Origin of the sequence: Streptomyces venezuelae, assembly GCF_008642335.1 — a bacterium.
In the GTDB taxonomy this organism is placed as follows: Bacteria; Actinomycetota; Actinomycetes; order Streptomycetales; family Streptomycetaceae; genus Streptomyces; species Streptomyces venezuelae_F.
Window position 1 is genome coordinate 1,595,757 of record NZ_CP029191.1, and the last position, 12,237, is coordinate 1,607,993.

General features: G+C 72.7%; 15 protein-coding genes. 6 read left to right on the plus strand and 9 right to left on the minus strand.

What is annotated here, in order from left to right; genetic code table 11:
* Positions 1-10 precede the first annotated feature (10 nt).
* A complete protein-coding gene (locus DEJ49_RS07030) occupies positions 11-652 on the minus strand; it encodes a transglycosylase family protein (protein ID WP_150183319.1) in 642 nt (213 codons plus the stop codon).
* A gap of 526 nt (positions 653-1,178) precedes the next feature.
* Between DEJ49_RS07030 and DEJ49_RS07035 the strand changes: the two genes are divergently transcribed.
* Entirely contained in the window at positions 1,179-1,961 is a 783-nt protein-coding gene (locus tag DEJ49_RS07035) for a hypothetical protein (protein ID WP_150183320.1), read from the plus strand.
* A gap of 176 nt (positions 1,962-2,137) precedes the next feature.
* Entirely contained in the window at positions 2,138-2,434 is a 297-nt protein-coding gene (locus DEJ49_RS07040) for a hypothetical protein (RefSeq protein WP_409237103.1), read from the plus strand.
* Between the two features lie 89 nt (positions 2,435-2,523).
* Here DEJ49_RS07040 and der read toward each other — a convergent pair whose 3' ends face one another.
* The 5 genes from der to aroH all read right to left on the minus strand — a co-directional run bounded on the left by der (position 2,524) and on the right by aroH (position 6,980).
* Positions 2,524-4,002 carry a ribosome biogenesis GTPase Der gene (gene der / locus DEJ49_RS07045; protein WP_150183322.1) on the minus strand — a complete coding sequence of 493 codons (1,479 nt, stop codon included), beginning with the start codon at positions 4,000-4,002 and terminating at the stop codon, positions 2,524-2,526.
* An 81-nt stretch (positions 4,003-4,083) separates the two neighbouring features.
* Complete coding sequence (locus tag DEJ49_RS07050) at positions 4,084-4,671, minus strand: lysophospholipid acyltransferase family protein (protein ID WP_409237279.1); 588 nt, start codon at positions 4,669-4,671, stop codon at positions 4,084-4,086.
* Positions 4,672-4,727: 56 nt separating this feature from the next.
* Positions 4,728-5,423, minus strand: coding sequence for a (d)CMP kinase (cmk, locus tag DEJ49_RS07055; protein ID WP_150183324.1), 696 nt, complete (start codon positions 5,421-5,423; stop codon positions 4,728-4,730).
* A gap of 112 nt (positions 5,424-5,535) precedes the next feature.
* The gene (locus DEJ49_RS07060; RefSeq protein WP_150183325.1) at positions 5,536-6,621 is read right to left on the minus strand and encodes a prephenate dehydrogenase; all 1,086 of its coding nucleotides are present in this window, start codon (positions 6,619-6,621) and stop codon (positions 5,536-5,538) included.
* Positions 6,618-6,980: a chorismate mutase gene (gene aroH / locus DEJ49_RS07065; protein ID WP_150183326.1), complete on the minus strand. Its 363-nt coding sequence runs from the start codon at positions 6,978-6,980 to the stop codon at positions 6,618-6,620. The genes DEJ49_RS07060 and aroH overlap by 4 nt, the downstream gene beginning before the upstream one ends.
* A 231-nt stretch (positions 6,981-7,211) precedes the next feature.
* Between aroH and DEJ49_RS07070 the strand changes: the two genes are divergently transcribed.
* The 4 genes from DEJ49_RS07070 to DEJ49_RS07085 are packed head-to-tail and all read left to right on the plus strand — an operon-like array spanning position 7,212 to position 9,770.
* Positions 7,212-7,871: a hypothetical protein gene (locus tag DEJ49_RS07070; protein ID WP_150183327.1), complete on the plus strand. Its 660-nt coding sequence runs from the start codon at positions 7,212-7,214 to the stop codon at positions 7,869-7,871.
* Between the two features lie 39 nt (positions 7,872-7,910).
* The gene (locus DEJ49_RS07075) at positions 7,911-8,504 is read left to right on the plus strand and encodes a DUF6529 family protein (RefSeq protein ID WP_150183328.1); all 594 of its coding nucleotides are present in this window, start codon (positions 7,911-7,913) and stop codon (positions 8,502-8,504) included.
* A complete protein-coding gene (locus DEJ49_RS07080) occupies positions 8,501-8,986 on the plus strand; it encodes a Rieske (2Fe-2S) protein (protein ID WP_150183329.1) in 486 nt (161 codons plus the stop codon). The genes DEJ49_RS07075 and DEJ49_RS07080 overlap by 4 nt, the downstream gene beginning before the upstream one ends.
* Before the next feature lie 22 nt (positions 8,987-9,008).
* Positions 9,009-9,770: a DNA polymerase beta superfamily protein gene (locus DEJ49_RS07085; RefSeq protein WP_150183330.1), complete on the plus strand. Its 762-nt coding sequence runs from the start codon at positions 9,009-9,011 to the stop codon at positions 9,768-9,770.
* On the opposite strand, the gene DEJ49_RS07090 is transcribed toward DEJ49_RS07085, so the two are convergent.
* Genes DEJ49_RS07090 through DEJ49_RS07100 form a run of 3 tightly spaced genes read right to left on the minus strand, consistent with a single transcriptional unit; the run spans position 9,678 to position 12,184 of the window.
* Positions 9,678-10,457: a DNA polymerase beta superfamily protein gene (locus DEJ49_RS07090; protein ID WP_150183331.1), complete on the minus strand. Its 780-nt coding sequence runs from the start codon at positions 10,455-10,457 to the stop codon at positions 9,678-9,680. The genes DEJ49_RS07085 and DEJ49_RS07090 overlap by 93 nt on opposite strands.
* A gap of 3 nt (positions 10,458-10,460) precedes the next feature.
* Positions 10,461-11,462, minus strand: a complete 1,002-nt coding sequence (locus tag DEJ49_RS07095) for an ADP-ribosylglycohydrolase family protein (RefSeq protein ID WP_150183332.1) — start codon at positions 11,460-11,462, stop codon at positions 10,461-10,463.
* Entirely contained in the window at positions 11,459-12,184 is a 726-nt protein-coding gene (locus DEJ49_RS07100) for an NUDIX hydrolase (protein WP_150183333.1), read from the minus strand. Before DEJ49_RS07100 ends, DEJ49_RS07095 begins: the two co-directional genes overlap by 4 nt.
* Positions 12,185-12,237 lie beyond the last annotated feature (53 nt).

The following is a 12,237-nucleotide window of genomic DNA, read 5'->3' on the forward strand; positions in this document are numbered from 1 at the left end:
GACGATCCGATCAGAGGCTCAGCCGCTGCCCCGGCACGATCATGTCCGGGTCACCGCCGATGACCTGCCGGTTGGCCGCGTACACCCACCGCCAGTCCGTCCCGTGCCGGGCCGCGATGACGCTGAGGGTGTCGCCCGGCCGGACGGTGTAGCTGCCGGAGGTGCCGCGCAAGGGGCCCCGGTGGGAGCGGTCCGCGGTCCCACCGGGCCGCTGCCCGACCGCCTTGGGTGCGGGCTTCGCGGCCCTGGGTGCGGGTTTCGCCGCCTTCGGCACCGGTGCGGCACCGCCCGGCGCGCTTCCATACGCCCCGGCCCGAGCCGAGCAGGAGGGCCAGGCCCCCCACCCCTGCGCCCGCTGCACCTTGGCGGCGACGGCGATCTGCTGCGCCTTCGACGCCCTGTCGGCGGTCGGCGCATAGGCCCCGCCGCCGTACGCACGCCACGTACCGGCGGAGAACTGCAGCCCGCCGTAGTAGCCGTTGCCCGTGTTGGTCTGCCAGTTTCCGCCGCTCTCGCACCGTGCGATGCGGTCCCACACTCCGCTGTCCGCGGCTCCGGCCTGGCCGGTCGCGGCGAGCAGGCCCAGCGGGGCCAGGAGCGCGGCCCCTCCGATCACTGCCATGGTGCGCGTGCCCTTGGGACGTGCGGACATGAATTTCCCTCTCGCAGGACCCGGGCTCCCCCAGGGCCGTGCGACCCCTCACGCATCCGGCGCCTGGGGTCCGGCCGGCCCCGCCCGCCGGTGTCGGTGCTCGAGCTGGCTGATGCGACCGGCGGACGTACCCGAGCGGTGCTCGCTGCACACGGCGGTGGAATCTAGGAGTCCTTCCGCCCCGTATCAACCAAGTCCTTGTCATTCCAGGCCAGTTGGGCGTTACCAGCGGTATCAGCGACTTCAGGCCACCCACTTCATTGGCCGATATCCGGATTTAGTGACCGCCACTACCAGCGATCTGTGACCCAGCTCACCGCCCCAACCTCCGTGCGCCCAGCACCTGTTGGCGCGGAGTGACACATTCCGCCGCCCGTTTCACCCTCCGCTGCGGATGGTTCGATTCCGTTCGCCTTCGTGCGTGACTTGCGCCACTGATCCGCCGTTGAGTCCTTATGAGCCGGACACGGTCCGGCCCGTCACACCCTCCCCATGCACCCCATATGACGATCCCGAGGAGCCCCCCGTGCCGCGCATGCTGGACGTCAGCGACGACGTACGCGCCGAGATCGGCGACGAAGAAGCCGACCGGCTGCTCGCCGGAGACAACACCCCGGGCAGCTACGACTGCACGTCCTGCCGCACCCCCGGCGACGCGGAACAGGAGCGCACCAGCACCGTCCTGTTCGTCGGCGACGAGACGGCCGTGCTGGCCTTCGCCCACGCCACCTGCCTGCCCTCCCAGATCGTCACGGTCACCGAGGAGCAGCTGCAGGGCGCCGTCCGTTCGATCACCGGCGACGACGGCGCCACGGCGGACGACGCGGCGCCGAGCCAGGCCGTGCTCGGCGTGACCAGCGGCCTCGTCCTGATCGAGGGCGAGCTGCGCCCCGCCCTCGTCGTGGAGCCGACCGGGGCCATCGCCCGCCCCGGCAGCGAGCCGGGCGGCGGCGACGAGTTCCTGTCGCTCCTGATCGAGCAGGGCTTCATGCCCGTGGCCTCCCTCGACAGCGTGCCGCCCGCGCTGCCCGGCTGGTCGGTGCTGCTCGCCATGGGCCAGCTGCACGCCATCCTGCAGCCCGGCACCAGCGGCGGCTCCCCCGTCGCCTGGTGGCAGGCGCACCACCCGCTCCAGGTCACCGAGGACTGGCGGACCGCGGCCAACAAGACCCAGACCGTGCTGCTCTTCGCGGCCCCCGTCGGCTCCATCGGCCGGCAGCCGCGCGAGGACATGCTGCGGGACGCGCTGGACAAGGCGGCGACCCACGGCCGGCTCGTCGCGAGCGCGCTGCCGCTCGCCGGAACCTGAGCGGCCGGCCACCCGCGAGGGCCGCCCCGGGCCCCGAACGCGCCGGTCACACTGGTGCCGGACGGGGAAACCGGTGCGGCCCCCCGCATCCGGGGAGCGCCCGTTTCGTTGGCACATACGTGCATCCATACGACCCCTCCCGCCACCGGCCGGCGTACCAGAGCCCCATCCCGTCCATGCGCACCGCGCAGGACTCGACGGGCCACCACTCGGCCACACCCATCTACGACGCGCTGTACTCGGAGTACCTCAGGTCCTTCAGGGCCCTGCCGGGCGACCGGAGCGGCGAGGAGGACCTGGGGTTCACCGCCTTCGCCCCGGGGCCGTACGGCGGGCAGCACCGCATGGACGCACGGCACGACCCGCGCTACAGCCCGTTCCACATGGCGCGCCCCGGTCAGTACGAGCACCACGGCACGAGCCACCACCCGTTCCCCGCGGCGCTGCCGCCCGGCCCGCGCCGCGGGCACTGAGCGCGTTCCCCCGGACAGCCGAATGCCCGGCCTCCCCACGACGGGGGGCCGGGCATTCGGCTTGCGTACGGAGACGCCCGCGGGCGGTGCTACTTCTTGCGGCCGCGCTTCTCGCGCACCCGCACCGAGATGTGGATCGGCGTGCCCTCGAAGCCGAACTCCTCGCGCAGACGGCGCTCGAGGAAGCGGCGGTAGCCCGCCTCGATGAAGCCGGAGGCGAAGAAGACGAACCGCGGCGGCTTGGTGCCGGCCTGCGTGCCGAAGAGGATGCGGGGCTGCTTGCCGCCGCGGACCGGGTGCGGGTGCGAGGCGACGATCTCGCCGAGGAACGCGTTCAGACGCCCGGTCGGCACGCGCGTCTCCCAGCCCTCCAGGGCCGCCTCGATCGCCGGGACCAGCTTCTCCATGTGGCGCCCCGTGGCCGCCGACACGTTGACGCGCGGTGCCCAGGCCACCTGGCCGAGCTCCGTCTCGATCTCCCGCTCCAGGTAGTAGCGGCGCTCCTCGTCGAGGGTGTCCCACTTGTTGTACGCGACGACGATCGCACGGCCCGCCTCGACGGCCATGGTCACGATGCGCTGGTCCTGGACCGAGATGGTCTCGGAGGCGTCGATGAGGATCACCGCGACCTCCGCCTTCTCGACGGCGGCCGCGGTGCGCAGCGAGGCGTAGTAGTCCGCGCCCTGCTGGAGGTGGACGCGCTTGCGGATGCCCGCCGTGTCGACGAACTTCCAGGTCACGCCGCCCAGCTCGATGAGCTCGTCGACCGGGTCGCGGGTGGTGCCCGCCAGCTCGTTGACGACCACGCGGTCCTCGTTGGCCACCTTGTTGAGCAGCGAGGACTTGCCGACGTTCGGACGGCCGATGAGCGCGATGCGGCGCGGTCCGCCGATGGCCGTGCCGAAGGTCTGCGCGGGCGCCTCGGGCAGCGCCTCCAGGACGGCGTCCAGCATGTCGCCGGTGCCGCGGCCGTGCAGCGCGGAGATCGGGTGCGGCTCGCCGAGGCCAAGGGACCACAGGGCGGTGGCGTCGGCCTCGCCGGACGGGCCATCGACCTTGTTGGCGCAGAGCACGACGGGCTTGCCGGCCTTGCGGAGCAGGCGCACGACGGCCTCGTCCGTGTCGGTGGCGCCGACCGTGGCGTCGACGACGAAGACCACGGCGTCCGCGGCCTCGATCGCGTACTCCGCCTGGGCGGCGACGGACGCGTCGATGCCGAGCACGTCCTGCTCCCAGCCGCCGGTGTCGACGAGCTTGAAGCGGCGGCCCGACCACTCGGCCTCATAGGTGACGCGGTCGCGGGTCACGCCGGGGCGGTCCTCCACGACGGCCTCGCGGCGGCCGATGATGCGGTTCACCAGAGTCGACTTGCCGACATTGGGGCGGCCGATGACGGCGAGGACGGGCAGCGGGCCGTGGCCCGCCTCCTCGATGGCGCCCTCGACGTCCTCGATGTCGAAGCCCTCTTCGGCGGCGAGCTCCATGAACTGTGCGTACTCGGCGTCGCCGAGCGCCCCGTGGTCGTGCTCGGCGAAGCCGTCGCCCTCGGGCTGGATCTGGTCGTTCATGAAGTCCGTACCTCGTCGTTCATCGTGGTGATCGGTGCACCGGCCTCGTGTCGGTCCTGCGCACTACTTGATAAGTCTCGCTCAGCGCCCGGTCAGGCGCCTGGCGTTTTCCAGGTGGCCGGTGAGCCGCTCCTGGATGCGCACGGTCGCCTCGTCGAGCGCCTTGCGCGTGCGGCGGCCGCTGCCGTCGCCCGCGTCGAAGGGGTCTCCGAAGACGACGTCGACGCGGCTGCGGAGCGGGGGCAGCTGCTTTATCAACCGGCCGGGCCGCTCGGTGCTTCCCAGCACCGCGACCGGCACGATCGGGGCGCCCGCCCGCACCGCGAAGTACGCGAGCCCGGCCCGCAGCGACGCGAAGTCTCCCTCGCCCCGGGTGCCCTCCGGGAAGATGCCCAGGACGCCGCCCTGCTCCAGGACGCCGAGCGCCCGGGTGATCGCCGTGCGGTCGGCGACCGAGCGGTCGACCTTCAGCTGGCCGATGCCGTGCAGGAAGGAGCCGAGGGGCCCGATGAACGCTTCCTTCTTGATCAGGAAGTGCGTGGGCCGGGGGGCGACGCCCATGACCATCGGGCCGTCGACGTTGTGCGAGTGGTTGACGGCCAGGATCACGGGGCCGCTCGCGGGCACCCGCCAGGCGCCGAGCACCCGCGGCTTCCACAGGCCGTACATGAGGCCGACGCCGATCCGGCGGCCGACCTCCGCGCCCCGCTCGGAAGCACCCTCTGTCACTTGCCGGCCCGCTTCTCCTCGACGAGGGTGACGACGCACTCGATGACCTGCTGGAGCGTGAGCTCGGTGGTGTCGACCTCGACGGCGTCGTCCGCCTTGGCCAGCGGGGACGTCTTGCGGCTGGAGTCGGCCGCGTCCCGCTTGATCAGGGCTTCCTGCGTCGCCTTGATGTCGGCGCCCTTCAGCTCGCCGGAGCGGCGGGCGGCGCGCGCCTCGGGCGACGCGGTGAGGAAGATCTTCAGGTCGGCGTCGGGCAGCACGGTCGTGCCGATGTCACGGCCCTCGACGACGATGCCCTTCTCGGCCGAGACCGCGATGGTGCGCTGCAGCTCGGTGATGCGGGTGCGGACCTCGGGGACGGCGCTGACCGCGCTGACCTTCGAGGTGACGTCGGTGGTGCGGATCGGCCCTGCGACGTCCGTGCCGTCGACCGTGATGGTCGGGGCGGCCGGGTCGGTGCCGGAGACGATCTCGGGCTTGCCCGCGACGGCGGCGATGGCGGTCGGGTCGGTGAGGTCGATGCCGTTGTGCACCATCCACCAGGTGATGGCCCGGTACTGGGCGCCGGTGTCCAGGTAGCTGAGGCCGAGCTGGGCGGCGACAGCCTTCGAGGTGCTCGACTTGCCCGTGCCGGACGGTCCGTCGATGGCGACGATCACGGCTGCCGGGGCGGCGGTTTCGGCTGTTTCCACGGGGCTGTGGGCACCTTTCGCATGACGCGGGCCAGGGAGGCGGGGCGCGAACGCGCCCCGCACAAGGTTACTGGCTCGCACACCCTGCCCCGACAGCCCCCGCACGGGCCCGCTACTGCCGGATGGACCAGCCCCGCTCCCGCAGCGCCGCCGTGAGCACCGGCACGGACCTCGGCTCGACCATGAGCTGCACCAGACCGGCCTGCTGACCGGTCGCGTGCTCGATGCGGACGTCCTCGATGTTGACGCCCGCGCTGTCCGCGTCGGCGAAGATGCGGGCCAGCTGGCCGGGCTGGTCGTTGATGAGCACCGCGACGACCTCGTACGCGGCCGGGGCGGCGCCGTGCTTGCCGGGCACCCTGACCTGTCCCGCGTTGCCGCGCCGCAGCATGCTCTCGACGCCTGCGGCGCCCTCGGCCCACTTCGCGCCGTCGGCGGACTGCAGCGCGCGCAGCGCCGTCACCGTGTCGTCGAGGTCGGCGGCGACCTCCGCGAGCAGGTCGGCGACCGGGCCGGGGTTGGCGGAGAGGATGTCGATCCACATCCGCGGGTCGGACGCGGCGATCCGCGTGACGTCGCGGATGCCCTGGCCGCAGAGGCGTACCGCGGACTCCTCGGCGTTCTCCAGGCGGGCCGCGACCATGCTGGAGACCAGGTGCGGCATGTGCGAGACGAGGGCGACCGCACGGTCGTGGGCATCGGCGTCCATGACGACGGGCACGGCGCGGCAGAAGGCGACGAGCTCCAGAGCGAGGTTGAGGACCTCGGTGTCGGTGTCCCGGGTCGGCGTGAGCACCCAGGGCCGGCCCTCGAAGAGGTCGGCGGTGGCGGCCAGCGGGCCGCTGCGCTCGCGCCCGGACATGGGGTGCGTGCCGATGTACGGGGTGAGGTCGAGGCCGAGCGCCTCCAGCTCGCGGCGCGGGCCGCCCTTGACGCTGGCCACGTCGATGTAGGCGCGCGCGAGGCCGCGGCCCATCGCGTCGGCGAGCGAGGTGGCGACGTGCGCGGGCGGCACGGCGACGACGCAGAGGTCGACGACGCCCGCGGGCGCCTCGTCCGTGCCCGCGCCGAGCGCGGCGGCGGTGCGGGCCTGCTCCGGGTCGTGGTCCGCGAGGTGCACGGCGACGCCGCGGGAGGCGAGGGCCAGGGCTGCGGAGGTGCCGATCAGGCCGGTGCCGATGACGAGGGCGGTTCTCACTGGGCGATGTCCTTGCGGAGTGCGGCCGCGGCGCCGAGGTACACGTGGGTGACCTCGGAGCGGGTCCGGTCGGTGTCGATGTGCGCGAGTATGCGGACGACGCGGGGCAGGGCGCCCTCGACGTCCAGCTCCTGCGCGCAGATCAGCGGTACGTCGACGATGCCGAGTCCGCGGGCGGCGGCCGCGGGGAAGTCGCAGTGCAGGTCAGGCGTGGCCGTGAACCAGATGCTGATCAGGTCCTCCTGCGTCAGCCCGTTCCGCTCCAGGACGGCGGTGAGCAGCGCGCCGACCTGCTCGGCCATGTGCCCGGCCTCGTCCCGTTCCAGCTGGACGGCGCCCCGGACCGCTCGTACCGCCACGTCGCTCCTCTTCTCGTATTGCGTACGCAATAGGTGGACGGCAAGCCTATCCAGCGCCCGGAAGCGCGGCGCGCGGCGCCCGCCCACCGAGACGTACAGGGCGCACCGGTGTCGCCGCGATCCCCCCTCTCCATCTTGTGGGCCGATCGGGGGTTGCTCAGCCCTGGACGAGTGGGTCGTGGGTCCGCTTGCATGGGGGTCGGCAGGTGCCGCGCCTCGGGGGAGGCCCGTATGAAGCGCTCAGGTCCACTGCTCACTCTTCTGACCGGGCTGCTGCTCGCCCTGTTCATGCTGTCGCTCAACGCGACGACGGAGACGGGCGCCTCGTCGTACGGGGAGGACGCGCCCGCCCCCGCGACGCCCTCTCCCACGAAGCCGTCCACCAAGCCCAGCGACAAACCCGCCGACAGGCCCGCCGGCAAGCCGCCGGCCAAGGCCGACTACGCGGGCCGTACCGACGACGACACCTCCGCGGTCTCGATCTCGGTGCGTGACGGCAAGGCCATCGCGTACTACTGCGACGGCCGCGACACCGAGTCCTGGCTCAAGGGGAACGTCGAGGACGACGGCTCGATGCGCCTCACCGGCAGGCACGGCGCGAAGCTCGACGGTCGGATCATCGGCAAGAAGGTCCGCGGCACCGTCGATGTCGACAAAGAGGCCCACAAGTTCACCGCCGACAAGGCCGTCAAGCCGTCCGGGCTCTACCGCGCCACGACCGAGGTGCGCGGCGCGAAGCTCGACGGCGCCTGGATCGTCCTGCCCGACGGCCGCCAGGTCGGCATCCTCAAGCGCGGCGACGAACCCCGGAAGGCCCCGCGCCTCGACCCCGAGACCCGCACCGTCCGCGTCGACGGCGACGTCATCACCGCCCGTCCAGTGACGCCCTAGCGCTTCATACCGCCGTTTCACCCGTGGAGGGAGACCCGTATGAGCGTCGACCCGAGCGCCCCCACCCAGGGCGGCTTCCCCGTGCCCCCGGGCGCGGGCGGCCACCGCGCGCCGAGCGCCGCCCGCTACCTGGTGCCGGCGCTGGTCGCCGCCGCCGTGGCGGTCGGCCTCAGTGCGTACGGCAAGGTCCACGACCCGGCGGGCACCGCCTTCAACCTCGCCGGGTTCAGCAGCACGAGCGCGGTGAAGTCCTGGCTGGCCACGGCGGCGTTCGCGTTCGTGCCGGTCCAGGTCGTGTCGGCGCTGATGCTGTACGGGAAGGTCCCCGGGCCCTCCTGGTCGGCGGCGCTGCACCGCTGGTCGGGCCGGATCGCGTTCCTGGTCTCCGTGCCCGTGGCGGTGCACTGCCTCTATGCGCTCGGCTACCAGACGTACTCCACGCGCGTGCTGTGGCACTCACTGCTCGGCTGCTTCTTCTACGGGGCGTTCAGCGCCAAGATGCTGCTCCTGCGCACGGAGCGGCTGCCCGGTTGGCTGCTCCCCCTGGTCGCCGGCCTGGTCTTCGCCGCCCTTACGGGGATCTGGCTGTCGTCCGCGCTGTGGTTCTTCCGGACGTTCGGGGTGACGACATGAGCGGTGGCGGGGGCAGGGGCGGAAGCGGGGGCACGTCGCGGCGGGCGGTCCTGGCGGCGGGCGCGGTGGCGCTCGCGGCGGGGTGCACCGAGTACGGCGACGAGGGCGCGGAGCCGGAGCCGCCGGACTCCGCCGCGCCCGACGGCTCCACGCCCGCCTCGCGGACTCCCCCGGCGGGCGACGAGCCGCCCGCGGGCCCCGAGCTGGCGAAGACCTCCGAGGTGCCGGTGGGCGGCGGCAAGGTCGTCAAGGACAAGAAGGTCGTCGTGACGCAGCCGGAGAGCGGCACCTTCAAGGCGTTCTCGGCGGTCTGCACCCACTCGGGCTGCCTGGTCGCGGAGGTCGCGGACGGCACGATCAACTGCCCGTGTCACGGCAGCAAGTACCGGGTGGCCGACGCGTCGGTGGCGGACGGGCCCGCCCCGCGCCCGCTGTCCGAGGAGAAGATCACGGTCACCGGAAATTCGATCACCCTGGGCTGATCCGGGCCCGTACGCTCCCTGCATGCACCCTCAGGACCTGGTACGCGACCACACCGTCTACTCCTGCGTGATGGGTTCGCGCGCCTTCGGCCTGGCCACGGACGACAGCGACACGGACCGCAGGGGCATCTTCCTGGCCCCCACGCCGCTGTTCTGGCGCTTCGACAAACCCCCGACGCACGTGGACGGCCCCGCCGACGAGCAGTTCAGCTGGGAGCTGGAGCGGTTCTGCGAGCTCGCGCTGCGCGCCAACCCGAACATCCTGGAGTGCCTGCACTCGCCGCTCGTGGAGCACGTCACGGAGACCGGGCGGGAACTGCTCTCGCTGCGCGGCGCGTTCCTCTCCCGCCAGGCCCACGACACCTTCGCCCGTTACGCACTGGGCCAGCGCAAGAAGCTCGACGCCGACGTCCGCACGCACGGCGCCCCGCGCTGGAAGCACGCCATGCACCTGCTGCGGCTGCTGATGTCCTGCCGCGACCTGCTGCGCACCGGCGTGCTGACCATCGACGTCGGCGACCAGCGGGAGCCGCTGCTCGCGGTGAAGCGCGGCGAGCTCTCCTGGCCTCAGGTCGAGTCCTGGATGAACCGGCTCGCCGCGGAGTCGGAGGACGCGGCCGTGCACACCCCGCTCCCGGCCGAACCCGACCGGGAGCGGATCGAGGACTTCCTGTTCCGCACGCGCCGGACGTCAGCCCTGAAGCCCGTTGAGCCCCTGGAGCCGCACGCGGACGACGAGGTCGTGCAGCGCGTCGTACGCCGTGTGGGAACCGGGCAGCACTGACGCCGCCTGCGCCTCGTCGAGGACGGCGTGCAGCCGCTCCACGTCGGCGGCCACGCGCGCGTGGCCCACGTCGGCACCGCCGTGCTCCGCCTCGGCCTTGGCGGCGACGAGGTCCGGCAGATAGGCAGGGGCATCCACCTCGCCGATCAGCGTGGGCAGGTGGGCCACCACGACGCCGCTGCGCATCAGATGGATCCCGGTGAGCAGCACGCGGAACGTGTAGAGCAGCGGCTTGAGCTCGCCGTTCTTCTCGAAGAGCCGCCACTGGGTGTTGGCGAAGCCCCGGTAGTGGTGGGCGTGGTTGCTGGTGAGGACGTCCGGTGCGAGCGCGACGAGCTCCGCGTGCGTGTCGGTGGTGTGCACGACCAGCGGCGAGAGCAGCTGCTCAAGGACGTATCCGTTGTTGCGCAGCATCAGCCGGACGAACTTGCGCAGGTCGTGGGTGACGAGGTCCATCTCGACGCCGTCCCTGAACCACATCCTCGACCGCGTCTCCTCCGGCTCCCGCAGCCCCACCAGATCGGTCACGGGCAGCAGGTGCACGCCCCGCATGTCCACGTCCGAGTCGCGCGAGGGGAAGCCGTACAGGTGCGCCCCGGAGACCGTCGCGAAGAGCAGCGGGTCGCGCTGCTCGGCGACGACGGAGGTCAGGTCGGTGTCCAGGTCGGGGCCGAGGTCCACAGTCATGGCTCAAGCGTCCCAGAGCGCCCCGAACCCCTGAAGCTCGACCCTGTGTTCGACGCGGCCCACCCACTCCGCCGGCCACGCGTCCGCGCCGAGGTGGGCCCCCGCGAACGCGCCCGTGAGGCAGGCGATCGAGTCCGAGTCGCCCGACGTGCAGGCCGCCCTGCGCAGCGCGGTGAGCGGTTCGTCGACGAACATCAGGAAGCAGAGCAGACCCGTGGCGAAGGCCTCCTCGGCGATCCACCCCTCGCCCGTCGCGAGGCAGGGGTCGGTCTCCGGCGAGGGCGAGCGGAGCGCGTCGCGGAGCCGCTCCAGGACACCGAGGCACTCGTCCCAGCCGCGCGCGACGAAAGCCCGGGGCGACGGGTCCCCGCCCCGCCTCCACAGCTCGCCGAGCCAGCGTTCGTGATACGTCTCACGGTTCTCGTACGCGTACGAGCGAAGCAGCCCGACCAGGCCCGTCGGCTCGGCGCCCTCGGCGAGCAGCCGCACGGCGTGGGCGGTGAGGTCGGAGGCGGCGAGCGCGGTCGGGTGGCCGTGGGTGAGGGCGGACTGGAGCTGGGCGGCGCCCGCCCGCTGCTCGTCGGTGAGCCCGGGCGCGAGTCCGACCGGCGCGACGCGCATGTTGGCGCCGCACCCCTTGGAGTGCAGCTGGCTCGCCTCCTCCCACGGCTTGCCGGTCTTGAGGAGGCAGCAGGCCTTGAGGCAGGTGTTGCCGGGCGCGCGGTTGTTCTCCGGCGACTGGTACCAGTCCACGAACTCCTCGCGCAGCGGCCGCTCGAGGCGCTCGGGTCCGAGCGGTCCGCGGTCCATGGCGGTGCGCAGGCCTCGGCTCAGGGCGAGCGTCATCTGCGTGTCGTCGGTGATGTACGCCGGGTCGGGCAGCGCCATCTCGCGCCAGGGCCCGCACTTGGCGAGGATCGAGGGCACGTCGTCGAACTCGGTCGGGAAGCCGAGCGCGTCCCCGAGGGCGAGACCCATGAGGGATCCCGTGGCGGCACGCTTCATGAGGTCTGTCCTTCCGGGGCGGGGCGCAGCAGGGGCGGGTGCAGGGCGGAGGCGGCGCCGGCCCGGAAGAGGGCGGCGGGCTTCCCGCGTCCGCCGGTCAGCCGCGCGGCGCCGGGCACGGCCTCCACGAGCCCGGCGGTGCCGACGACCTTGCGGCGGAAGTTGGCGGGGTCGAGCTCGGCGCCCCACACCGCTTCGTAGACCTGGCGCAGCTCACCGAGGGTGAACTCGGGCGCGCAGAAGGCGGTGGCGAGTCCGGTGTACTCCAGCTTGGCGCCGACCCGGTCGTGGGCGTCGGCGAGGATCCGGTCGTGGTCGAAGGCGAGCGGGCGGTAGGTGGCGGGGCTGTAGGGCAGCCAGGCGGCGCGGGCCGCGTCGCCCCCGCCGTGCACCTCCGGCGGGTCGGGGACGAGGGCCGCGAAGGCGACGGAGACGACCCGCATGCGCGGATCACGGTCGGGGTCGCTGTAGGTGCGCACCTGCTCCAGGTGCAGCCGCCCGACGTCGGCGATCCCGGTCTCCTCGGCGAGCTCACGCCCCGCGGCCGCTTCGGCGGACTCGTCGGGCAGCACGAAGCCGCCGGGCAGCGCCCAGCGCCCCTCGTACGGCTCCTGGCCGCGCTCGACCAGCAGGACGTGCAGCGCGCCGTCGCGGATGGTGAACACGGCCAGGTCCACGGTGACGGCGAACGGCTCGAAGGCGTGCTTGTCGTACTCCTGCATGCACGACCACCCCCCTCTCTTTATGGTCCTGATGACTATAAAGAGAGGGGGGT

What these genes read in the sequence shown, in the direction of transcription:
- DEJ49_RS07070 (WP_150183327.1), top strand. Translation starts at nt 7,212, where the DNA reads ATGAAGCGCTCAGGTCCACTGCTCACTCTTCTGACCGGGCTGCTGCTC.
- DEJ49_RS07085 (WP_150183330.1), top strand. Translation starts at nt 9,009, where the DNA reads ATGCACCCTCAGGACCTGGTACGCGACCACACCGTCTACTCCTGCGTG.
- DEJ49_RS07100 (WP_150183333.1), bottom strand. Translation starts at nt 12,184, where the DNA reads ATGCAGGAGTACGACAAGCACGCCTTCGAGCCGTTCGCCGTCACCGTG.
- DEJ49_RS07040 (WP_409237103.1), top strand. Translation starts at nt 2,138, where the DNA reads ATGCGCACCGCGCAGGACTCGACGGGCCACCACTCGGCCACACCCATC.
- DEJ49_RS07030 (WP_150183319.1), bottom strand. Translation starts at nt 652, where the DNA reads ATGTCCGCACGTCCCAAGGGCACGCGCACCATGGCAGTGATCGGAGGG.
- DEJ49_RS07075 (WP_150183328.1), top strand. Translation starts at nt 7,911, where the DNA reads ATGAGCGTCGACCCGAGCGCCCCCACCCAGGGCGGCTTCCCCGTGCCC.
- DEJ49_RS07095 (WP_150183332.1), bottom strand. Translation starts at nt 11,462, where the DNA reads ATGAAGCGTGCCGCCACGGGATCCCTCATGGGTCTCGCCCTCGGGGAC.
- DEJ49_RS07050 (WP_409237279.1), bottom strand. Translation starts at nt 4,671, where the DNA reads ATGTACGGCCTGTGGAAGCCGCGGGTGCTCGGCGCCTGGCGGGTGCCC.
- DEJ49_RS07090 (WP_150183331.1), bottom strand. Translation starts at nt 10,457, where the DNA reads ATGACTGTGGACCTCGGCCCCGACCTGGACACCGACCTGACCTCCGTC.
- der (WP_150183322.1), bottom strand. Translation starts at nt 4,002, where the DNA reads ATGAACGACCAGATCCAGCCCGAGGGCGACGGCTTCGCCGAGCACGAC.
- DEJ49_RS07080 (WP_150183329.1), top strand. Translation starts at nt 8,501, where the DNA reads ATGAGCGGTGGCGGGGGCAGGGGCGGAAGCGGGGGCACGTCGCGGCGG.